19 protein-coding genes are annotated in these 23,670 nt (G+C 49.5%); 13 read left to right on the forward strand and 6 right to left on the reverse strand.

All coding sequences use genetic code 11. The features are described from left to right. Positions 1-326: 326 nt before the first annotated feature. Together BZG20_RS12150 and BZG20_RS12155 are read left to right on the forward strand one after the other, a co-directional pair. Complete coding sequence (locus BZG20_RS12150; RefSeq protein ID WP_077579191.1) at positions 327-1,334, forward strand: porin; 1,008 nt, start codon at positions 327-329, stop codon at positions 1,332-1,334. Between the two features lie 88 nt (positions 1,335-1,422). After that, the gene (locus BZG20_RS12155) at positions 1,423-2,067 is read left to right on the forward strand and encodes a DUF2057 domain-containing protein (protein WP_077579192.1); all 645 of its coding nucleotides are present in this window, start codon (positions 1,423-1,425) and stop codon (positions 2,065-2,067) included. 134 nt (positions 2,068-2,201) lie between these two features. Here the strand turns inward: BZG20_RS12155 and BZG20_RS12160 are convergent, their stop codons facing one another. Beyond that, positions 2,202-2,585 (reverse strand): hypothetical protein, encoded by a 384-nt coding sequence (locus BZG20_RS12160; RefSeq protein WP_046073585.1) that lies wholly within the window; start codon positions 2,583-2,585, stop codon positions 2,202-2,204. 423 nt (positions 2,586-3,008) lie between these two features. Here BZG20_RS12160 and BZG20_RS12165 point away from each other — a divergent pair, with 423 nt between their 5' ends. The 9 genes from BZG20_RS12165 to BZG20_RS12205 all read left to right on the forward strand — a co-directional run bounded on the left by BZG20_RS12165 (position 3,009) and on the right by BZG20_RS12205 (position 12,878). Beyond that, entirely contained in the window at positions 3,009-3,416 is a 408-nt protein-coding gene (locus BZG20_RS12165) for a YbaN family protein (RefSeq protein WP_046073583.1), read from the forward strand. A gap of 37 nt (positions 3,417-3,453) precedes the next feature. Continuing rightward, positions 3,454-3,999, forward strand: a complete 546-nt coding sequence (gene apt / locus BZG20_RS12170; RefSeq protein WP_077579261.1) for an adenine phosphoribosyltransferase — start codon at positions 3,454-3,456, stop codon at positions 3,997-3,999. Positions 4,000-4,056: 57 nt separating this feature from the next. Then, a complete protein-coding gene (gene dnaX / locus BZG20_RS12175) occupies positions 4,057-6,321 on the forward strand; it encodes a DNA polymerase III subunit gamma/tau (RefSeq protein WP_077579193.1) in 2,265 nt (754 codons plus the stop codon). Positions 6,322-6,345: 24 nt separating this feature from the next. Continuing rightward, positions 6,346-6,675, forward strand: a complete 330-nt coding sequence (locus BZG20_RS12180) for a YbaB/EbfC family nucleoid-associated protein (protein ID WP_046073581.1) — start codon at positions 6,346-6,348, stop codon at positions 6,673-6,675. 3 nt (positions 6,676-6,678) lie between these two features. Beyond that, positions 6,679-7,287: a recombination mediator RecR gene (gene recR, locus BZG20_RS12185; protein ID WP_046073580.1), complete on the forward strand. Its 609-nt coding sequence runs from the start codon at positions 6,679-6,681 to the stop codon at positions 7,285-7,287. A gap of 322 nt (positions 7,288-7,609) precedes the next feature. Further along, positions 7,610-9,505, forward strand: coding sequence for a molecular chaperone HtpG (gene htpG, locus BZG20_RS12190; RefSeq protein ID WP_046073579.1), 1,896 nt, complete (start codon positions 7,610-7,612; stop codon positions 9,503-9,505). Between the two features lie 157 nt (positions 9,506-9,662). Next, the gene (gene adk, locus BZG20_RS12195) at positions 9,663-10,307 is read left to right on the forward strand and encodes an adenylate kinase (RefSeq protein WP_046073578.1); all 645 of its coding nucleotides are present in this window, start codon (positions 9,663-9,665) and stop codon (positions 10,305-10,307) included. 205 nt (positions 10,308-10,512) lie between these two features. Further along, positions 10,513-11,487, forward strand: a complete 975-nt coding sequence (gene hemH / locus BZG20_RS12200) for a ferrochelatase (RefSeq protein WP_077579194.1) — start codon at positions 10,513-10,515, stop codon at positions 11,485-11,487. An 89-nt stretch (positions 11,488-11,576) separates the two neighbouring features. Beyond that, positions 11,577-12,878: an inosine/guanosine kinase gene (locus tag BZG20_RS12205; protein WP_046073576.1), complete on the forward strand. Its 1,302-nt coding sequence runs from the start codon at positions 11,577-11,579 to the stop codon at positions 12,876-12,878. Positions 12,879-12,952: 74 nt separating this feature from the next. Here the strand turns inward: BZG20_RS12205 and asnB are convergent, their stop codons facing one another. The 5 genes from asnB to nagB all read right to left on the reverse strand — a co-directional run bounded on the left by asnB (position 12,953) and on the right by nagB (position 19,937). Beyond that, positions 12,953-14,620 (reverse strand): asparagine synthase B, encoded by a 1,668-nt coding sequence (asnB, locus tag BZG20_RS12210; protein ID WP_046073575.1) that lies wholly within the window; start codon positions 14,618-14,620, stop codon positions 12,953-12,955. Between the two features lie 268 nt (positions 14,621-14,888). After that, positions 14,889-16,469, reverse strand: a complete 1,581-nt coding sequence (locus BZG20_RS12215) for a cation:proton antiporter family protein (RefSeq protein ID WP_077579195.1) — start codon at positions 16,467-16,469, stop codon at positions 14,889-14,891. A 297-nt stretch (positions 16,470-16,766) separates the two neighbouring features. Beyond that, positions 16,767-17,981, reverse strand: coding sequence for an ROK family protein (locus BZG20_RS12220; RefSeq protein WP_046073573.1), 1,215 nt, complete (start codon positions 17,979-17,981; stop codon positions 16,767-16,769). 7 nt (positions 17,982-17,988) lie between these two features. Continuing rightward, positions 17,989-19,125, reverse strand: coding sequence for an N-acetylglucosamine-6-phosphate deacetylase (gene nagA / locus BZG20_RS12225; protein ID WP_077579196.1), 1,137 nt, complete (start codon positions 19,123-19,125; stop codon positions 17,989-17,991). Between the two features lie 11 nt (positions 19,126-19,136). Further along, positions 19,137-19,937, reverse strand: a complete 801-nt coding sequence (gene nagB / locus BZG20_RS12230) for a glucosamine-6-phosphate deaminase (RefSeq protein WP_077579197.1) — start codon at positions 19,935-19,937, stop codon at positions 19,137-19,139. Positions 19,938-20,254: 317 nt separating this feature from the next. Here nagB and nagE point away from each other — a divergent pair, with 317 nt between their 5' ends. Both nagE and glnS read left to right on the forward strand, forming a co-directional pair. Beyond that, positions 20,255-21,763, forward strand: coding sequence for an N-acetylglucosamine-specific PTS transporter subunit IIBC (gene nagE, locus BZG20_RS12235; protein WP_046073570.1), 1,509 nt, complete (start codon positions 20,255-20,257; stop codon positions 21,761-21,763). Between the two features lie 211 nt (positions 21,764-21,974). Continuing rightward, positions 21,975-23,642 carry a glutamine--tRNA ligase gene (gene glnS, locus BZG20_RS12240; protein WP_046073569.1) on the forward strand — a complete coding sequence of 556 codons (1,668 nt, stop codon included), beginning with the start codon at positions 21,975-21,977 and terminating at the stop codon, positions 23,640-23,642. Positions 23,643-23,670 lie beyond the last annotated feature (28 nt).

Genomic DNA, 23,670 nt, shown 5'->3' on the forward strand with positions numbered 1-23,670 from the left:
ATACTGTAATTTTTGGTGTTTTATGTTGTTAGTGTTTGTTGTTTATTTTCATCAAAAGGCGGGTGTTGAGTCAATTAAACTGTGATCTCAGTTCAACAAATATTACTATATTGTTGTTTTTAAGCGGTTTTTGTCTAGATTGTAATGCGCTTCCGGCGAGTTGACAGAACTACAAATGTTCTGCACGATTAGCCACGAAGTTTCAGTGAACTGGCATTTTGTTCTTCGCAGCGTTTTTGCTGCTGGTAATAGAGTGACAGTCACCATAAAACAGAGTTCCAAGAAGGAACTCATAATGACTAAATAGAAAAGGCAGTGGATTAACCATGAAAAAGACTATTCTAGCAATGGCAGTACCAGCTCTGCTGGCTGCTGGCTCAGCATCAGCAAGCATCAACCTGTATGACGCAGAAGGCGTTAAAGTAGACGCGTCTGGTGCAGCTGAAGTTCAGTACATCCAGAAAATCGGTAACGACCGTGACGGTGCATGGCGTCTAGACGACGGTGATGTTCAGTTTGATACTGAAGTAACCGTTTCTGACAAACTGAGTGCAATCGCTGCTGTTGATTTCGAATTCGAAGGCGCGGACGAAGACACTGACACAAACGGTAATGTTGAAAACAACGTGCTCTACGTTGGTCTGAAAGGTGATTGGGGTCAATTCACCGCGGGTCGTCAGCTATTGCTGATGGATGACGCTGGTATCACTAAAGACTACGAGCTATCTGTAAACTCGTTTGGCTCTGACTACACTCACGCGCAACAAGTAGGCAAGTACGTTTATGATAACGGTACTTTCTATGCAGCAGCGACTTATACTGACAAGAGCGACGGCTTTGAAGATGACTCTCTCGGTGAAGCTGAAGACACAGATAAAGGCTACTACGGCGGCGGCGATGACATCGCAATCTACGAAGGCCGTTTAGGCTACCGTGTAGCTGACGTAGACGCACGTGTTTACTATCAAAAAGCTGACAACATCAACCGTGATAGCAATGACTCAGTTGATACTTACAACTTCGAAGTTGAGTACGCAGGTATCGAAAACGTAGGTATTGCAGCATCTGTTGGTCGTAAATCAGCAGACTTGGAAGGTGTAGATACTGACACTGATTATGTGTCTATCGCTGCTGACTACACTATGGGTAAAACTACTTACGCAATCGGCTTTGATAACCAAGACGTTGACGGTCAACAAGACGACGTAAACGGTTACTACGCTAACGTTACTTACGCACTGCACAGCAATGCAAAAGTATACGCTGAAGTGGGTGACAGCGACGGTGACGAGCAAGATTGGGGTTACGTAGCTGGTATGGAAGTTAAGTTCTAATTGAGCTTATACCATCATTGCTAAATGTAGCACTGGTTACAAAAGCCGCCTTAGGGCGGCTTTTTTATTATCACGGTTTGGAGAAAAGATGAAAAAAGTAGTAGGTGTGGGCTTGGTGCTATGTACTCTCATGGCATCGAGTGTGACTAATGCCGCAGAAATTACCTCAGCACGCAATATCGAATTCGTTGTTGTTGATGGCGAAAAAGTGACGTTTGACAACTGGTCTCCAACTCAGACGATTGAGTTGCCGGATGGCAACCATCAAATTGTGGTGCGGTTTGAGGGTGAGGTTAAGCGAGGTAGTCGAGATCTTGTCTTTACATCACGACCGTACCTCTTTGAACTCAACGTTGATGGGCGTGATACGACGATTGATCTCGATACTCGACTAAAAACAAAAGTCCAAGCAGAGCATTATTTTGACGATGCTCAATGGCAAGCCGAGTTCGATAACGGTGATGTGATGCCTTTAGATGCCGTCGAGTTAAAAGGGGATGGCTTTGCCGCCTATGCCGACATGGAAGCGCTGGTGGCGGAGTATAACCGTGAGAATGGTATCATTATCGACCAAGGTGAAAGCAAGAACCTCAACGATGTATTGGTCGAGGTGGATGATCAAGGTAAAGCCTCTATTAAAGGTGATGCCTTGTCGCAGTTAAAGCTTTGGTATACCAAAGCCAGTGACCAAGAGCGTAAGTCGTTCCGTCGTTGGATTATTGACCAAGATTAAACGCCTCAGGATGATGTGTGATCGTTAGTATCACCCGCTTGTCAGCTTTAAATAGTCAATAAAAAACGCGCCCAGCTGATGCTGGGCGCGTTCCGTTTAAGCCACGATGAGACAAGCGAAAGTCAACCTCGCGATCACACGGTTTTACGTGCTCCTGCTGTGGCTCGGCGAGTGGCTGGATCGTGATGATAATAATTCGACGCGCGACACTGTGGGCAGCGCTGCTCGGCGGCGTCTTTCATTAAATCATCCAGTGGAATTTCACTTTCACAATCGGCACACAAGCCATAAATCTCCAAATCCATGGCACATAAAGCCGCATCGACTTTTTCTAAACGTTCACCGAGGCATCGGATGGCGCCAGGTACCCCTTGGCTTTCTTTAATCAGATCCGAAATGGTGAGGTTCTCGCAATGCTTGTCCCAGTCTTCACGCAATCGCGTGGTTAATGTTGCTACTAGCTCAGTGCGTTCGCGGTTAAGTTCACGCCCCAGCTGAGCAAGGGTTGTTTTATCCATGGTCAGTTCGCTTGATTGGCTAAAATGACTTTTATCATGACGCAGTCACACAAGTTGTTACCCTGATGTAAATCAATGAACCGGCTAAAACCTTACAAAGAGTCCGTTTTTAGCGGTGTTGACCTGAGCTATAGTACCTGCTCACTGTTGTTATGCTGTTGTGAGTGAAGTAACAAAATGGAACATGATTTTAAAGAGCCTTATAACGTCAAATACTTCATCGGCTTCCTGCTGGTATTACTGATCCCGACCTTACCTGCCAGTCTCACTTGGCTTGGCATTATTTTTGGCGGCTAATCACCGCCTTATTCACTCGCCGTGCGGCATTCCTTATTCGCCACCCTGTACCTCCATCGTCTCTGACACTACACTTAGCGTGAGTGAACAAGCGCGACCATCTCGAATCGAAGGGTAATAGAGACTATGCAACAAGCACCGACAGCCGCATGGCGTTGGTTATGGAATGGGTTAGGTTGGTTATGGGTCGCGCTGGGTGCGGCGGGCGCCTTTTTGCCGGTACTCCCGACCACGCCGTTTTTGCTGCTCGCCAGTGGTTGCTTTATGCGAGGCTCTCCTCGTATCGCTAACTGGCTACACGCCCATCCTACGTTCGGGCCGATATTGACGGACTGGTACCAAAAGCGCGCGATTAGTCGCAAAGTAAAACGACGCGCGACCGTCATGATAGTGGCAAGTTTTAGCTTTTCGATTTATATCGTCGGGGCGATGTGGCTGAAAGCGTTACTGGTTACCTGCCTAATTGTGCTCTTATGCTGGTTTCTCCGCCTACCTGAAACGGAATCTGTTGCTGGTTCGGCCGAAAATTCATAACATGACGGTTTGCGTTTTTTACCGGCGAGAATTGGCCATGAGCACCGACAGCTTGAATGTCATCAAACAAAGTATTCAAACCATCCCAGACTATCCCAAACCTGGCATCTTATTTCGCGATGTCACCAGCTTAATGGAAGACCCTGCTGCCTACCAAGCCACCATTGATGCCCTGGTTGCGCAATACCGCGATCATGGATTTACCAAGGTGATTGGTACCGAGTCACGTGGATTTTTATTTGGTGCACCATTGGCGCTTGCGCTAGGGCTCCCGTTTGTGCCAGTGCGTAAGCCTGGCAAGTTGCCACGCGCGGTGATCAGCGAAAACTATCAGCTAGAATACGGTGAAGATACCCTGGAAATCCATCGTGATGCGATTGCTGAGGGGGATAAAGTACTGGTGATTGATGATCTACTGGCGACAGGCGGCACCATAGAAGCCACCGTGAAGCTGGTACGCCGTTTAGGCGGCACCGTGGCGCATGCTGGGTTTGTGATAAGCTTGCCGGATATCGGCGGTGAAGAAAAGCTGGCCGCGCTTGGGATCAACGTTTATAGCTTGTGCGAATTTGCAGGCCATTAATGCCAGGCTATATGCAGGGTCCCGCGTTAGCAATAAGCATACAGGAAGCGGATTGACATGAGTTACCAAGTCCTCGCTCGCAAGTGGCGACCCCATAATTTTGAGTCTGTTGCCGGTCAAAGTCATGTGCTCACGGCCTTAGCCAATGCATTGGATCATGACCGCTTGCACCACGCATATTTGTTCAGTGGTACTCGCGGTGTGGGCAAAACCACCATTGCGCGCATTTTTGCCAAAGGGCTCAATTGCGAACAAGGGGTGTCTTCTTCGCCATGTGGTCAGTGCGCAACCTGCCGTGAAATTGACGAGGGACGTTACGTTGATTTGCTGGAGATTGACGCTGCATCCCGGACCAAGGTGGAAGACACGCGAGAGCTGCTCGATAACGTCCAGTACAAGCCCGCACGTGGCCGCTTCAAAGTGTACCTCATTGATGAAGTCCATATGCTGTCACGACACAGCTTCAATGCGCTGCTAAAAACGCTGGAAGAGCCGCCTGAGTACGTAAAGTTTTTATTGGCGACCACGGATCCACAAAAGCTGCCGGTCACCATTTTATCGCGTTGTTTGCAATTTCACCTAAAACACTTTGATGCGAGCCAGATTCAGACGCAGCTAGAGCATATCCTTGGTCAAGAAGGTGTCGAGGCAGAGTCACGTGCCTTAATGCTATTGTCACGGGCTGCGGAAGGCAGTATGCGTGATGCCTTGAGCTTAACCGACCAGGCCATCGCGCTGGGAAATGGCCACATCAGCACCCAAGCTGTCGCTGACATGCTGGGGACCTTGAGTACCGATAACGCACTCTTGCTCCTTGAAGCCTTGGCGAATCATGATGCGGTCGAGTTGATGAATATGCTGGCGCAGATTGCGCACGTCGGGGTGGAGTGGGATGGTTTACTCAAAGAGTTAGCCAGCCAGCTTCACCATGTGGCGCTTGCCCAAGCACTGCCTCAGACCCATGATGATGACAGCGGGGAGCAAGCACGGATTCACGCCTTGGCCTCGCGGCTTGCGCCACAAGATGTGCAGCTGTGTTACCAAATGGCACTGCAAGGACGGCAAGACCTGCCCTATGCCCCTGATGGGCGGGCCGGTCTAGAAATGGTCTTGCTGCGTATGTTGGCGTTTCAGCCGGTGAAAACGGTACCGTATGAACCGGCTACCATATCGGTGCCGACACACGATCCCGCATCTTCACCACAACAGCCGGTCAAAAAAGATCCCTCGCAAGCACTGAACGCGTTGAAAGCGCAGGTCTCATCGGCCAGTGCGGCGTCGCCAAACCAGTCGTCACCAAGCCAGGGGCACGAAGTACAACAGAACCGGCCCATGGGCGATACCCCGGAGAGCAATGACCGAGACACGCCGGAAAGTCCCCAAGATATCAATGACACACGCGCGCCAGCTCCTCAGCAGGCGATGGCAAAGACTAGCGCGGAGGTGCCTAGCGCAGGTGCATCCGGCAGAGGGGCACATGAAGCGAGTGTTTCCGAGCTGAACCAACCAGCAGTCGATGACTCGGCGCCAGATGCCGCGTCATCACTTGCGAATCAGCCGTCTGCCTCTTCGCCTGCCTCTAGTCTTATTCAGGCTCGTAATCAGTTGCGTAGTCGTATGAAACGTCAATCCGAACAATCGGGGAGTGGAGCAAAAAAGACGGAACGGACACCGGCCAAGACTGATGCGTTATCTGTGCTCGATCGCGTCGCGACGGCGGCAGAGAGTGCATCGCCTGTGTCCGCGCCTGAACAAAAGACACCGAGTGTGTCGTTGTCACCCGTGACTGAACCTACTAACGGGTCGTCAGAGCCTTACCAGTGGCGCTCTACGCAACCTGTGTCACCGGAGCCCGAGACGGTGCCTTCACTGACACCTAAGTCGTTGAAACAGGGGTTAGAACATGAAAAAACGCCCGCCATGCGCGACAAACTGGTGCAGGAAACCAACGCGCAAGATCCTTGGTGTGCCTTGGCAGACAGTTTAGAGGTAGAGCGCCTGGTTAAACAAATGGCACTGAATGCGGCGATGTCCCAGCAAGGCGAGCGCGTACAGCTTACATTGCGCCCGGATCAATCGCACCTTAATACCGAAAAAGCGCAGCAGCAATTGACTCAGGCCTTGACGACGGCGCTGGGCGCCCCCATAACCTTGGAGGTACAGCTCGGGGAAGCGGGAATCACACCTTTAGAGCGGCGCGAGCAGCTCTATCAACAAAAATTAGCGCAGGCGACACACAGCCTGCATAATGATCCGAATGTGACTTTTATTCTTCAACGCTTTGCGGCGGAGTTAGAAGAAGATAGCATTCGACCAATTTAAGACACCTAACCAAGAGAGAGAATTATGTTTGGTAAAGGCGGCATGGGTAACATGATGAAGCAGGCGCAGCAAATGCAAGAGCGCATGCAAAAAGTACAAGAAGAAATTGCCAGCATGGAAGTGACAGGCGAAGCGGGCGCAGGCATGGTGAAAGTCACCATGACAGGTAGCCACAGCATCCGTCGTGTCGACATCGACGATAGCTTGATGGAAGATGATAAAGACATGCTGGAAGACTTGATTGCGGCTGCATTCAACGATGCTGCCCGTCGTGTCGAGGAGCAACAAAAAGAGAAAATGGCGGAAGTGACAGGTGGTATGCAGTTACCACCAGGCATGAAAATGCCCTTTTAATCTATGCGCACCAGCCAGTTACTTGAACAACTGATGGACTCGCTGCGTTGTTTACCAGGCGTTGGCCCCAAATCAGCGCAGCGGATGGCCTACCACTTATTGCAACGAAACCGCCAAGGCGGGCTGGCCCTCGCGCAAGCACTGAGTACGGCAATGACTGACATTGGCCACTGCAGCCAATGTCGAACCTTTACCGAGCAAGACGTGTGCGCGATTTGCGATAACCCGAAACGCCAAGAAACAGGGTTGATTTGTGTGGTTGAAAGCCCGGCAGATATTGCAGCCGTGGAAGCCACGGGTCAGTACTCAGGGCGGTATTTTGTTTTGATGGGACACCTGTCACCCCTTGATGGCATTGGTCCGGCAGACATTGGCCTTGATGTGTTGGAAAAGCGTCTGCAACACGAACCGATCCAAGAGCTTATCTTGGCGACCAACCCGACAGTGGAAGGCGAGGCAACGGCGCAATACATCGCTGAGCTATGCCAAGAGCACCAAGTGGGTGCGAGCCGTATTGCACATGGCGTCCCCATGGGAGGCGAGCTAGAGCTGGTGGACGGTACCACGCTATCTCACTCAATTATCGGTCGCCAACAGTTGAAATATCGCTAGAAGCGCCTGACGTGTCCTGAGACCGCAGCTACCGTTGGTGACATTGTCTTCCACCGCGAGGGGCGGCAAGACAATGTGGCAACATCCACCGTCAAAGCAGCGATGTCAATCACACGACTGACGTGTAAAGCCTAGCCTCTGGTTAGGCTTTTCTTTTTTATTGTCTATCGACTTACTACTAACTGACTTATATTTGACCACTTAGGCCTTGAAAGCGTGGTACCGGATCCCTATATCCAAGGAGACGGAAACAACGAATTCATTGTGACGCGGGCAGATTGTCCGCGTCGCCATTAATCCTCATAGTGTTAGGTAGATTGACATGAGCGTGAAAACCCCAGAAAAACATCAGTTTGGTTCTGATACCTCCAAATTGCTGCAGTTGATGATCCACTCTCTCTACTCAAACAAAGAGATTTTCCTGCGAGAGTTAGTGTCAAACGCGTCGGATGCCGCCGATAAGTTGCGCTTTAAAGCATTGTCAGCGCCTGAGCTTTACGAAAATGACGGTGACCTGCGTGTCCGTCTTTCTTTTGATAGCGAAGCCGGTACGTTAACTGTCTCAGACAATGGTATTGGTATGAGCCGTGACGATGTCATCGCTAACCTCGGCACCATTGCAAAATCAGGCACAGAAGAGTTTCTTAAACAGCTTAACGAAGATCAAAGCAAAGACTCGAACCTCATTGGCCAATTCGGGGTCGGCTTTTACTCTGCCTTTATTGTGGCTGACAAGGTAACCGTAAGCACTCGAGCGGCGGGTCTTGCGGCCGACGAGGCAGTGCAGTGGGAATCAACCGGAGAAGGTGAGTATACCCTAGAGCCTATCAGCAAAGCTGACCGTGGCACTGAGATTACGCTGCACCTTAAAGACGACGAGAAAGAATTCCTCAATGATTGGCGCCTACGTGAGGTGATCGGTAAATATTCCGACCACATCGGTATTCCGGTAGAAATGTGGACGCAAGAGAAAGACGAGGAAGGTAACGAGACGGGAGAAGGCAAGTGGGAGCAAGTTAACAAAGCGCAAGCGCTTTGGACTCGTGCTAAGTCAGATATCTCGGCAGACGAATACAAAGAGTTCTATAAGCATGTGTCTCACGACTTTGCCGAGCCGCTGACGTGGAGCCACAACCGTGTAGAGGGTAAAAACGACTACACCAGCTTGCTGTATATCCCGTCAAAAGCCCCTTGGGATCTATACAACCGCGAGCACAAACATGGACTGAAACTCTATGTACAACGCGTCTTTATCATGGATGATGCGTCACAGTTCATGCCAAGCTACTTGCGTTTTGTTCGTGGTTTGATTGACTCTAACGATCTGCCGCTTAACGTCTCGCGTGAGATCCTGCAAGACAACAAGATCACCCAGTCACTGCGCGGTGCGTGCACCAAGCGTGTGTTGTCAATGCTAGAAAAACTGGCTAAAAACGATGCTGAAAAATATCAGACATTTTGGCGTGAATTTGGCCTAGTAATGAAAGAAGGGCCGGCGGAAGATTTCAGCAACAAAGAAAAAATTGCTGGCTTGCTGCGCTTTGCCTCAACGCATGAAGACAGCGCTGAGCAAACCGTCTCCTTGGCCGACTACGTGTCGCGCATGAAAGAAGAGCAAGACAAAATCTACTACATCACCGCGGATAGCTACAATGCGGCCAAACACAGCCCGCACTTGGAGCAGTTTAAAGCCAAAGGCATCGAAGTTATCTTGATGTATGACCGCATCGATGAGTGGTTGATGAGCTACCTGACCGAGTTTGATGGTAAGTCGTTCCAAGCAATCACCAAGGCAGATCTCGATCTGAGCCAATTCGATGATGAAGAAGCAAAAGCAGAGCGTGAAGAAACCGAAAAAGCGTTTGAGTCTGTGATTGAGCGAGTAAAATCGCACTTGGGTGATCGTGTTAAAGATGTACGTACCACCTTTAAACTTTCTGGCACACCGGCGGTGGTGGTGACCGATCAGTTTGAAATGGGCACGCAAATGGCGAAGCTTTTAGAAGCCGCTGGCCAGCAAGCGCCGGATGTGAAGTACATCTTTGAACTGAACCCAGAGCACGCTCTGGTTAAGCGCATGGCAGATGAAAGCGATGAGCAGAAATTCGGTACTTGGGTAGAAATGCTGCTGGGTCAAGCGATGCTGGCAGAGAAAGGCAGCATGGACGATCCGTCAGACTTCTTGGCCTCGGTCAACCAGCTTCTGACTAAGGTATAATCGACAGGCGATTGTCGAGACCACATACTGAATGACTATCGAACAAGCCCGGCCGGATTGCCGGGCTTGATAGCGTTTAGTTAAGCGTGTATGTTTCGTGTCTTTGCGAATATAGACGCAGTTTAACGAAACCTAAATAATCATAAAGGGGATCACTATGCGCATCATTCTGTTGGGTGCACCGGGCGCGGGTAAAGGGACGCAAGCGCAGTTCATCATGGAAAAATACGGGATTCCGCAGATTTCTACGGGTGACATGCTGCGCGCCGCGATTAAAGCGGGCACTGAGCTTGGCAAACAAGCCAAAGCGGTTATTGATGCTGGCGAATTGGTGTCTGATGACATCATTCTTGGCTTGGTTAAAGAGCGTATCTCGCAAGATGATTGTGCCAACGGCTTCTTGCTAGATGGGTTCCCACGTACCATTCCACAAGCTGATGGACTGAAAGAGATCGGTGTTGCGATCGATTACGTACTCGAGTTCGATGTTCCGGATGACGTTATTGTTGAGCGTATGAGTGGTCGCCGTGCTCACCTTGCTTCAGGCCGTACTTATCACGTTGTTTATAACCCACCGAAAGTGGAAGGGAAAGACGACGTGACTGGCGAAGCGCTAGTGGTACGTGATGATGATAAAGAAGAGACGGTGCGCGCGCGTTTGAATGTTTATCATAATCAAACTGCACCACTGATTGCTTACTATAAAAAAGAAGCCGATGCTGGCAACACCCAGTTTGTGACCTTCGATGGTACTCAAGGGGTTGAGCAAGTCAGCGCAGAGATCCAAAAGGTTCTCGGCTAATTTTTTGTTTAAAGGGTCAGTGCTCAGGCGCTGACACCGATTCTCATCGGTATGACTGATGCCAGAAACCGGAGCTGACGATTAGTCGCTCCGGTTTTTTTATGGCAAGCTACGCGTCATTCTCCAAGCCATTTAATCAGATAACGTTAAATTGGAAAGGTACAACAAAAATAATCGGCTCGCGAATAAGCCAAGGACAACAAACATGACCGAAAAGCATAACCAAGTTGGCGTACTTCTGGTCAACCTGGGAACCCCAGATGCGCCTACTTCTTCTTCTGTAAAGCGCTTTTTATCTGAATTTCTGCATGATCATCGAGTGGTCGATTTAACGCGTTGGTTGTGGTGCCCACTGCTGCATGGTGTGATTCTCCCGGTACGCTCTCCCAAGGTGGCTAAGCTCTATCAAAGTGTTTGGATGAACGAGGGATCGCCTTTGATGGTGTACGCTACACGTCAGCGTGATGCCTTAGCCACCAAGACGGGATTACCTGTCGCTTTAGGAATGACCTATGGTTCACCTTCGATGACGGATGGTATTGAGCAACTGCAGCAACAAGGTTGCGAAAAGGTCATGGTTTTGCCTTTGTATCCACAATACTCTGCGACCACCACCGCCGCGGTATTTGATAAAGTCGCCAAATCCCTAAAAGGACGCCCCTTGCTTCCTGAGCTTCGCTTTGTGCATCACTATCACGATCATCCGTCGTATCAATCCGCATTGGCAGACTCCGTCAGGCGCCACTGGGATAAACACGGCAAGGGCGATCTCTTACTGTGTTCATACCATGGGATCCCGCAACGTTTCGCGGATAATGGCGACCCGTATCCGCAACATTGCGAACAAACCACGGCATTGTTGCAGGCGGAACTTGGGCTCCCCGACCAAGCGATCATGATGAGCTACCAATCGCGTTTTGGGCGTGAAGAATGGCTTAAGCCCTATACCGATAAAACCTTGGAAGCACTACCCGCAAAAGGGGTTAAAACCCTCGATATCATGACACCAGCCTTTTCTTCTGACTGTTTGGAAACCTTGGAAGAAATTGCTGGCGAGTGTCGGGATATCTTTTTAGAAGCGGGTGGCGAAGCCTTTCGTTTTATCCCATGCTTGAATGATGACGAGGCGCATATTGAGTTAATGGCGACGCTGGTGGCAGAGCATACCCAAGGGTGGTAGACGGATAAAATTCGTTTCTCCAACGCTATGCAGGCGCAAATTCTGTGGTAGAATTCGCGCCTCCCTTCCATTAGCTAGTTACACGAACCATGAAATTTCCAGGACAACGTAAGTCTAAACACTACTTTCCGGTTCACGCCCGGGATCCTTTGCTTAACCCTGCCAGTGAGCGTGGCTTTAAACGCCCTCATGTGATTGGCATAGACCAAACCTTGGTGGACATAGAAGCAAAAGTGAGTGATGACTTCCTGGAGCGCTATGGTTTGAGCAAAGGCCACTCGTTAGTGATTGACGATGAGCGCGCTGAAGCCTTGTATCAAGAGCTCAAAGACAACAATTTGGTGACGCATGAATTTGCCGGCGGCACCATTGGCAATACCTTGCACAACTACTCCGCTTTAGCGGACGACCAATCGATTCTGCTTGGCGTGATGAGTCAGGATATTCGTATTGGGAGCTACTCTTATCGCTACCTATGCAACACGTCCAGCCGTATGGACCTCAATTATCTGCAACCTGTCGAAGGCCCGATTGGCCGTTGCTATGCACTGATTGGCGATTGTGGCGAACGTACTTTTGCCATCAACGAAGGCTTAATGAATCAGCTGCGTCCTGAGTCGATTCCGGAACATATCTTTGAGCATGCGTCTGCCTTAGTCCTGACAGCCTATCTGGTACGTTGCAAGGACGGTGATCCGATGCCGGATGCGACCATGCGTGCCATCGAGTATGCCAAAAAGCATAACGTGCCTGTGGTGATGACGTTGGGCACCAAGTATGTGATTGAACAAAATCCACAGTGGTGGCGTGATTTTCTGGCTGAGCACGTCAGTGTGGTGGCGATGAACGAAGATGAGGGCGAAGCGCTCACGGGTGAAAGTGACCCGCTGCTCGCGGCCGACGCCGCCTTACAATGGGTAGATATGGTGCTTTGCACGGCCGGTCCGATTGGCCTCTACATGGCGGGTTATAGTGAAGATAAAGCCAAACGCGAAACCTCACTGCCTTTATTACCCGGCGCCATTCCCGAATTCAATATGTATGAGTTCAGCCGTCCAATGATCAAAGCCGATTGCGAAAATCCGATCAAAATTTATTCGCACATTGCCCCATACATGGGTGGGCCGGAACGGATCAAAAACACCAATGGCGCGGGGGACGGTGCACTGTCTGCGTTGCTGCACGATATGTCAGCGAATCGTTACCACCGTGATAACGTGCCCAATTCGAGCAAACACCAGTACCCATTTTTAACTTACTCATCGTTTTCTCAGGTGTGCAAATACGCCAACCGTGTTAGCTATGAGGTGCTGGCGCAGCATTCTCCGCGTTTGTCACGTGGCTTGCCGGAGCGCGAAGATAGCTTGGAAGAGGCTTACTGGGAACGTTAATCTCATTGCCATAAAAGATAAAAAACCGCCAATTGCTGTTGGCGGTTTTTTATTATTGGTCGTGAGGGATGGGCTTATTGATACGCTTTTTCGTGTACGTTGCGGACCGCACGACCTGATGGATCAGCTTGGTTTTTGAACGATTCATCCCATTCAATCGCTTTGGCACTTGAGCAGGCGATCGACGGGCCGCCAGGAACACACTTCGCGGCATCTTCCAGAGGGAAGAGTTCGGCGAAAATCTCACGATACATATACGCTTCTTTGGTGGTCGGCGTGTTGTATGGGAAACGGAAGGCTGCCGTTGCCAACTGTTGATCGCTGACTTTTTCATCGGCAATGGCTTTCAAGGTATCAATCCAGCCGTAACCGACGCCATCGCTAAACTGCTCTTTTTGACGCCATGCCACCGATTCTGGCAACAGATCCCCGAAGCATTCACGAATGATGTGCTTTTCCATTTTACCCTCACCGCACATTTTATCATCCGGTTTGATTTGCATCGCCACTTCCAAAAATTCTTTATCCAAGAAGGGGACACGCGCTTCAACGCCCCATGCGGCCATTGATTTGTTCGCACGAGCACAATCAAACATGTTGAGTGCGAGCAGCTTGCGAACGGTTTCCTCGTGGAATTCTTGAGCGTTGGGCGCTTTGTGGAAATATAAGTAGCCGCCAAATACCTCATCGGCGCCTTCTCCCGATAGCACCATTTTAATTCCCATTGCACGAATCTTACGTGACATCAAATACATGGGGGTTGATGCTCGAATAGTGGTCACATCATAGGTTTCGATGTGATATACCACGTCGCGGATGGCATCCAAGCCTTCTTGAATACTATAGGTAAACTCGTGGTGCACGGTGCCAAGGTGGTCGGCGACTTCTTTGGCGGCTTTCAAATCCGGCGCGCCTTCCAGGCCGATAGCAAACGAGTGCAAACGTGGCCACCAAGCTTGGCTTTGATCGTCATCCTCGATACGGTTGGCGGCATATTGCTTGGTCACTGCGGAAATCACCGATGAATCCAACCCGCCAGATAGCAGAACGCCATAAGGTACATCGGTCATAAGTTGACGGTGAACCGCTTTCTCTAGGGCTTCTTTGAGTGCTGCTTTATCCGTGGTGCTGTCTTTTACCCCGTCATATTCCATCCATGCGCGTTTGTAATAACGAACAGGCTCACCTTGTTTACTCCATAAAAAGTGACCCGGAGGGAACTCACTGATGGTTTTACAAATAGGCGTCAGTGCTTTCATTTCCGAAGCAACGTAGTAGTTGCCATGTTCATCGTGTCCATGATAAAGCGGGATAATGCCGATATGATCGCGACCAATTAAATACGCATCCTGCTCTTCATCATACAAAATAAAGGCAAAGATACCGTTGAGATAATCGAGCAGTTCTGGCCCTTTCTCTTGATATAGGGCGAGAATGATTTCGCAGTCTGACTCTGTTTGGAACGGATAATCGGCGGCGAATTCAGCGCGGAGCTCTTTGTGATTGTAGATCTCACCGTTGACTGCGAGGGCTTGGGTTTGGTTTTGGTTATAAAGTGGCTGTGCCCCACTGTTAAGATCGACAATCGCAAGGCGCTCATGAACGAGAATGGCTTTTTCAGACGAATAAATCCCTGACCAGTCCGGACCTCGGTGACGCATGGTCTTCGACATTTTTAACGCGATTTCCCGCAATTGTTGCGAGTCGGTTTTAATGTCAAGCGCTCCAAAAATTGAACACATAATCTTCCTCTCTGTTTGTGTTATACGGTGTTTTCGCCGTGGCATGTCTGCGATATAGGACCACTGGTGGCGACCTGTTAATCACACTCTGCCCTGTGGCAGAGAAAGACACAAGTAGATAAAACAAATTCGTTATCCAAACTGACCTTGTGGTAAATATTATTTAATAAAAACCATGAAAAATGAATATAATTCAAAAATGGCGCAGTTTTTATACAAAAAAGCACAAGTGAAGCATCACTTGTGCGTGAGGAGGGTGGCAGAGTGGTTAGGGATCCGGATGTGAGAAGCGGTCTCTTACGTGACGCGCAAAGCCACTACCTGCCTCTTGATAGATATTAAAGGCTTCATCCACGCCAAGTGCTTTGAGTTGGTCGAGCTCATCTTGATATTTGGCAATGGCGGCGACCTTACCACTGAATTGTGTTTGTCGAATTTGCTCGAGTGCCAACGTATTGGCGTGGCTGTGAGGCATGGCCAGTAAAATGAGCGAGATATTGCCATCAGACACGGCTCGTGACCAAAAGTCGGGATCAGTCGCGTCGCCTAAAATAACACGTCTTCCTTCTTGCTGATGACGAGTGACAGAGTCTTCTCGTGTGTCAATTCCCACAATGGGTTGGTGGTGTGTGGTGGCGAGTTCGTCGTAGGCGCCTGAGCCAATACGTCCCATCCCCAATACCAAAATACTGGCATCACCGAGATTGATTTGTTGATCGCTGGGGTGAAGTTTGTCGGGTGCACGCTCAGGTAGCCAGCGTGATGCCCAACCATACAGCTGGTTACTAAATGTATTGAGCGGGGCGGAAAAGGCAAAACTGAGTGATACCGCGATGGCGATGGAGACCAAGATCGGGCCGGGCATCAGTCCTGTTTTATACGCCAAGCCACCCACAATGAGTCCAAACTCACTGAAGTTGAATAAGGTGAGCGTGGTGAATAAGGCAGTACGGACGCGGTAACGGAATCCATTAACGATCCAATAGTAGAGTACGCCCTTGATGGGCAGTAATAACATCAAGATCAGGGCAAAACTAAAGCTTTGCCAGGTAGGCTGTTCGGACAAGCCAATGTTGAGGAAAAAGCAAACTAGAAAAAGCTCTTTCATATTAAACAGTGACTTGGCCATTTCGGATGCACGTGGGTGACTGGCAAGCAGCATACCGAGAATAAGTGCGCCTAAGTCAGGTTTAATCCCCACCGCCTCAAACAATCCAGCGCCAGCCACTAGGGCGAGGAACACGGCATAAAGAACCAACATTTCACCGTGACCTGCCTTGTCCAAAAGCTTACCCAATAGAGGTTTTAGCAGAGGTAAACCAAAGAGGAGGAGGGCGGTGAGTTCGGGGGTTTTTCCTGATGTGGCAGTGAGGAAAATCACGGCAAAGATATCTTGCATGATCAGCATGCCGATGGCCAAGGTGCCATAGGTGGCATTAAGCTCACCTTTTTCTTGCAGCGCTTTGATGGCAAAGACGGTGCTAGAAAACGAAAGCGCGAAGCCAAGCAGCAGCATTTCAGACATACTCATGCCTGACAGCATAGGAATGCTCAGTGCTTTAAGGCCCATTAGCGCGAGAGTAAAAAACGCGGTTGTCAGGACATTATGGGCAGTAGCCCCAAACCAGATTTCTTTCGCAAGCAAGGTTTTGACATCAAGCTTTAAGCCGATAGTAAACAGCAGCAATGTGACACCCAGATCGGCCAGCTGCGTGATCACCGGTGTCGACTGGTAGCCCATGGCATGGAGAACAAAGCCAGCGATAAGAAAGCCAACCAATGGCGGGAGGTGGCAGCGCATTAATGCATAGCCACTGATAAATGCAGCGGAAATAAAAACCAGTTCCATATCTTGTACTTATTCTAAAGTTGAGTGAGACAAGGCATTGTCGGTAACGTGGCTATAATGTACACGTTTTGTGGTCAGTATGTGAATGTAAAATAAGGAAGCGTGAGAAAAGGCCGGTGAAGATAAGATGAGGCAAGGCGACATTTGCAGAGAAGACTGACGTTGCGAGAGAAGATGCCCGCTCTCCTAACCGCTGGCTGACCAACGGTTAGGGATTAACGTTTCGGCTAGGTTTAACGGCGATGCTTTAACTGACATGTTTTAATCACTCAACATGTCAATCCAAGTAGTGAAAAACTACTCCTCCAACAGCTCTTGTAGGAGCTCACCATTAAGCATCGCCCGCTTGACTAAGGAAAACGCAGCCATTGTAGGCTGAGCCTCCAGATTTGCGCTAACAATCGCCAGCTTCTCGTGGAAACTTGGCAGTGATTGATTCTCTACACAGCGCTCAATGGCAGGAAACACCACACTTTTTGCCGCGGTAATTTTGCCAGCAATCACCACCAGTTGTGGATTAAACAGGTTTACGGTCATCGCGATCGCTTTACCCAGATGATTGCCAACTTTAACCAACACTTGGCGTGCTAACTCATCACCTTGCTCTGCGGCTTGGCAAATGGCTTCGATGGTTAGGCTTTGATCATAACTGAGGCTACTGGGATGCCCTTGCGCAAGCAGTTGTTGGGCGTGCTCAATGATGGCTTCGTTTGAGGCCACGGTTTCTAAGCAGCCAAAGTTGCCACACTGACATTTTTTACCCAGTGGATCGATCTGCACATGGCCGAGCTCACCGACATTGCGGTTATGGCCAAGAAAAATTTGCCCATTGACGATGATCCCCGCGCCAGTACCATGATGCACACTGACCAGCATAGAGTCATAGTAGTCTTGGCTCGCCCCAAAGTAGTGCTCCGCCAGCGCTTGACCGCGAATATCGTTGCCAACGAAAGCCTGCACACCAAACTCTTCGCGCAAGGTATCAGCAAGTGCAAGTTGTTTGATATTGATGTTGGGCATGTATTCGACCACCCCTGAATCAGGGTCAACCAAGCCAGGCATGACCACGGATATCGCAATCAGTTCTCGGAGTGCGTGTTGGTGCGTTTCCAAAAATTGGCTAACGATATGAATCAAGCCTTGAACAAGCTCGTCCTGATCATGGTAGTGGAAGGTTTCGCCGTGTTCGGCCAAAGAGGCACCACTCAAGTCATACAAAGACAACTCAATAAAATGACGACCCAATCGTACCGCAAGGGTATGAAAGGGCGCACACTCGGTGGTGAGAGAAATGGCACGACGTCCACCTGTCGATGCTTGTTGTGCCACCTCTTTAATGAGGCCTCTTTCTAGCAGTTGGCGGGTAATTTTGGTCACACTTGCCGGCGCCAATCGGCTTACATCGGCAATTTGTATGCGTGAAATAGGCCCTTGTTGATCAATTAATCGATAAACGGCAGCTCCGTTAAGTTGCTTTACAAGATCGACATTCCCGATTTTTCCGCCAGTCATAGGTGTCCTAGCTTTGTAGATATTGTCCGTTTACGATCGTCGCTTGAACGTTGATTGCACGGTCGAAAATGGCAAGATTCGCAATTTTCCCCGGACGAATGCTGCCATAGTGTTGTTCGATACCGATTGCGCGAGCGGGATAGAGCGTAGCCATCCGCAAAGCTTCATCCAAGGCGATCCCTACATGCTCAACACTGTTATAAATCGCCTGATCCATCGTCAGTGCCGAGCCGCCAAGCGTGCCATTTTCATCAACACACTTACCGTCACGGTAATATACTTTCTTACCTACAAAAATAAAGTGATCCATGTCGGCTCCTGCTGGTGCAACCGCATCCGTAACCAACACTAATTTCTCACCTTTTACTTTATGTGCGAGACGAATATTAGGGTACGAGACGTGAAAGCCGTCAGCAATTACACCAGTGTAGACATCAGGTGTATCGTAGATGGCACCGACGACACCTGGCTCACGGCCTGAAATAGAGGTCATTGCGTTAAACAGGTGCGTGGCAAAGGAAATGCCGTGGGTAAAGCCTTGCTTAGCTTGTGCGTAAGTGGCATTGGTATGGCCAGCAGAGACCACGATACCAGCTTGCTTCAGGGCTTGAATATGCGACGCGGGCGCCAGTTCAGGCGCGAGGGTGACTTTGGCAATCACATCCGCATTTTCGCATAAGTAGTTGATCATCTCATCGTTGCTTGGGCGAATATAGTCAGCGCTGTGTATCCCCTTTTTTTCGATATTCAAATAAGGGCCTTCAAGGTGTAACCCCAGCGCCTGATGGGGCTGCTGTTTTTGGTAAGCACGCATGGCGTTGATGGCGGCTTGCATATCGGTATCAGAGCTAGTGATCAGGGTGGGGAGGAAGTTGGTGCAACCTGATTTAAGGTTAGCCTGATGCATGGTCGCGATGGTGTCAGGGGTAATGGCATCATTAAACATCACGCCGCCACATCCATTAAGCTGAAGGTCAATGAAGCCTGGGCTGACTAATGCACCGTCGAGCGCGCGCGTGGCAATATCATTGGGCAGGGCGTCTTGTCGACAGACGGCGTCAATCAGGCCTTCTCGAATCACGATGGCATGATCATCCAACACCTCATGGCCAGTAAAAATCCGGCAGTGGGTTAACGCATACATGCTTCAATTCCTTATAAATGGTGTATATTTTGGGCTTCAAGCTCTTGAAAATACTTCACAGTTTTTACTTTTAGTTCTGCTGTTGAAGGCGCATCGCACACAATCATCGCTTTTGGGTGCAGTTGTAGCGCTGATACTGTCCATAAGTGGTTCACTGACCCTTCTACCGCGGCCTCAAGTGCCTGGGCTTTATTGTGTCCTGTGACTAGGATCATGACTTCTTCTGCATCTAACAAGGTGCCGACACCAATGGTGAGCGCATGCTTAGGTACTTGATTGATATCATTATCAAAGAAGCGAGAGTTTGCCACACGGGTATCCTCGGTCAAGGTTTTGATCCGTGTTCTTGATGCTAATGATGACGCGGGTTCATTAAACGCAATATGACCATCGTTTCCTACACCACCCATAAAGAGATGGATTTTGCCGTACGCTTTGATTTTTTCTTCATAGCGTTGGCACTCGGCATCGACATCGGTCGCATTTCCATTAAGCAAGTTGATGTTTCTTTCTTGAATATCAATATGGTTAAAAAAGTTTTCGTACATAAAGGTACGATACGCTTGTGGGTGATCAGCAGGGATCCCACAGTATTCGTCCATATTAAAGGTCACCACGTGCTCAAAACTGATTTCGCCTTGCTGGTGGAGCTTAATGAGTTGCTTATAGGTGTTGAGTGGCGTCCCCCCTGTGGGTAAGCCCAGGACAAAGGGGTTATCGGCAGTCGGCGAAAACGTGTTGATGGTATCGACGATATAGCGAGCCGACCATAGGCCGACTTGTTGGCTGGTTTGTAAAGGAATGAGTCGCATCGGTCACCTCGTTCTATCAATGCTCAGTTCGTGGCCATAGCATAACGGATATGCTCATTTATTTTCATCATAAAATAAGTTTTATGATCAGGCTAACAATTTTCTCTGTATATGGGGTGGTTTGGTGATGATTCTCACAAATAACGCGGGTTTAATTTGCGAGGCGAATTTATTGACATAAACTGCAATTGACTAACATTGCTTTACAAAAGAAGTGATTTAACAAAAGTCCTTGGGCAAGCGTCCAAGTTAGATGCCCAGCCGCGGAGCAAGCGCTAGCGTGGTGGGGCACTGAAAAATATAAAGGGGGAACGACGGTGAATATTCTTGGTTATGCACAACGTATAGGTCGTGCGCTGATGGTACCGGTTGCGGTATTACCAGCGGCTGCGATCTTGATGGGGGTCGGCTACTGGCTTGACCCAACTGGATGGGGGGGCAACAGTGCCCTAGCTGCTTTCTTGATAAAATCAGGGGCAGCGATTATCGACAATATGTCAGTGTTATTTGCCATCGGTGTGGCATATGGCATGTCAAAAGATAAAGACGGCGCCGCCGCTCTGGCAGGCTTTGTTGGCTTTATGGTGATCACCACGCTGTGTGCGCCGGGTGCGGTAAGCCAAATTGGCTTGGTCGATATTTCAGTGGGCAACAATGAGCTTGCGTTCAGCAAAATCAACAACCAGTTTATCGGTATCTTGATCGGTGTGGTGTCTGCTGAGCTGTACAACCGTTATAGCGGTGTTGAGCTGCCTAAAGCCTTGGCTTTCTTTAGTGGCCGGCGTTTGGTGCCTATTTTGGTCTCTGTTGTGGCGATCATCATCTCGTTTGTATTGATGTTTGTCTGGCCTGTGTTATTTGGCGGCTTGGTTCACTTTGGTGAAAGCATCACCAACCTAGGTGCCGCGGGTGCCGGTGTTTATGGCTTCTTTAACCGCTTACTTATCCCTGTTGGTCTGCACCACGCGCTTAACGCCGTATTCTGGTTCGATACGGTCGGTATTAACGACTTGGGCCGCTTCTGGATGGGGGCACAAGGCCTTGAAACAGGCGAAGCGATTAAAGGGACCACAGGCATGTACATGGCCGGCTTCTTCCCCGTCATGATGTTTGGTCTACCGGGTGCAGCGCTTGCGATTTATCACACAGCGCGTCCTGAGAACAAAGCACGTGTTGCGTCTATCATGATTGCTGCTGGTTTTGCGTCTTTCTTTACTGGGGTGACCGAGCCACTTGAATTCTCATTCTTGTTTGTCGCACCTTTGTTGTTCGTGTTGCATGCGCTATTAACCGGTGTTTCCTTGTTTATCGCGGCCACTTTCGACTGGACGGCAGGCTTCGGCTTCTCGGCAGGTTTAGTTGACTTGGTGTTGTCGTCGAAAAACCCTGTGGCTAACCAGTGGTACATGCTGCCTATCATGGGCCTTGTATTCTTTGCGCTTTATTATGTGTCATTCCGCGCCGCGATTTCAGCGCTCAATCTGAAAACGCCAGGCCGAGAAGATGACGCAGTAGAAAGTGCACCGGCGAGCGCCAATACCGGTGAAGCGAGCGATAATCGCGAGCTTGCACGCAAGTACCTTAAAGCCCTTGGTGGTCATCAAAACCTAACATCGATTGATGCGTGTATCACCCGTCTGCGTCTGTCGGTTGCCGACCGCGAGGTGGTTGATGAAGCGAAATTGAAAGCCATTGGGGCGATGGGAGTCGTCAAGCTTGGCGAGAACAACTTGCAGGTCATTCTTGGCCCTCTAGCAGAAATCATTGCCGGTGAGCTGAAACAAATTCCAGAAGATGAAGATTTGTCAAACGTCGCGCTGCCATAAACGAGGCACTGTACGACAATGATCTGAACAAAGCGCCCAGCCAACAGCTGGGCGTTTTTTAGGTTTGTGTCATCGCTTTCGCGCAAAAAAGTAACAAATAGGCCTACACCGCGATGACAATGACAACAACGGGTTGAGTCGCAGCGCGGAATAGGAGATCATAGTATCTATGTAGCTTTAAAATTCGCATTTTTGATACGAGGTAACCTTGATGAGTGATGCTGAAGCTCGTCCCACTAACTTTATTCGCCAAATCATTGATAAAGACTTGGCGGAAGGGAAACACACAGCGATCGTGACACGTTTCCCACCAGAGCCGAATGGCTATCTGCACATCGGCCATGCCAAATCAATTTGTTTGAACTTCGGGATCGCACAAGACTATCAGGGTGAATGTAACCTGCGTTTTGATGATACCAACCCAGAAAAAGAAAACGTGGAGTACGTTGAGTCTATCAAGCGCGATGTGCAATGGTTGGGCTTTGACTGGGCAGGAGAGGTGCGTTACTCCTCAAACTACTTTGATAAGCTTTATGGTTACGCGGTTGAACTGATTGAAAAAGGGCTAGCGTACGTCGAAGAGCTGACGCCCGATGAGATCCGAGAGTATCGTGGAACATTGACCGAGCCGGGCAAGCACAGCCCTTATCGCGAACGTTCGGTTGAAGAGAACTTAGCATTGTTTGAAAAAATGCGTGCTGGTGAGTTTGCAGAGGGTAAAGCCTGTTTGCGTGCCAAAATCGATATGGCGTCGCCCTTTATGGTAATGCGTGATCCGGTTTTATACCGCGTGCGTTTTGCGCATCATCACCAGACTGGGGATAAGTGGTGCATTTACCCAATGTATGACTTTACCCACTGTATCTCGGATGCACTAGAAGGGATTACCCATTCTCTTTGCACCCTTGAATTTCAAGATAACCGACGCCTATACGATTGGGTGTTGGAAAATATCACCATCGACTGTACGCCGCGTCAATATGAGTTCAGCCGCTTAAATCTCGAGTATACCGTGATGTCCAAGCGTAAGCTGAACCAACTGGTGGAAGAGCAGTTAGTGAACGGTTGGGATGACCCGCGTATGCTGACTATCTCTGGCTTGCGTCGTCGTGGTTACACGCCTGCCTCGATTCGTGAATTTTGCCAGCGCATTGGTGTGACCAAGCAAGACAATACCATAGAGATGAGTGCGCTTGAGTCTTGTGTACGCGATGATTTGAACGAAAATGCGCCACGCGCAATGGCGGTGCTCGATCCGATTAAACTGGTGATTGAAAACAAAGCCGATGATGTCGAATGGCTTGATGCGCCAAATCATCCCAATCAGCCCGAGATGGGCACGCGTCAGGTGCCCTTTTCGCGCGAGATCTGGATTGAACGTGAAGATTTCCGTGAATCAGCCAACAAGAAGTACAAGCGACTGGTGCTGGACAAGGAAGTGCGTTTGCGCAATGCCTATGTAGTAAAAGCAGAGCGTTGTGAGAAAGACGATGATGGCAATATTACCACTGTGTATTGCAGCTATGATCCAGACACCCTCGGTAAAGATCCTGCCGATGGGCGTAAAGTGAAAGGGGTGATCCATTGGGTCTCTGCTGCTGAGGCGTTACCCGCTGAATTCCGTTTGTACGACCGTTTATTCACGGTGCCAAATCCGGCGGGTGCGGATAACTTCGCTGAGACGATTAATCCGGCGTCATTGCAGGTACAACAGGGGTTTGTTGAACCAAGTATGCAAAATGCGCCAGTAGAGAAGGGTTATCAGTTTGAACGGACAGGCTATTTCTGTGCAGATAATAAAGATAGCCGTAAAGATGCACTTGTCTTTAACCGGACCGTGAGTTTACGTGATACCTGGGCGAAGATAGAAGGTAAATAATAAAAAGCCGGCGTGATGACCACGCCGG

The organism is Salinivibrio sp. IB868 (genome assembly GCF_001995655.1).
Taxonomy (GTDB): Bacteria; Pseudomonadota; Gammaproteobacteria; order Enterobacterales; family Vibrionaceae; genus Salinivibrio; species Salinivibrio siamensis.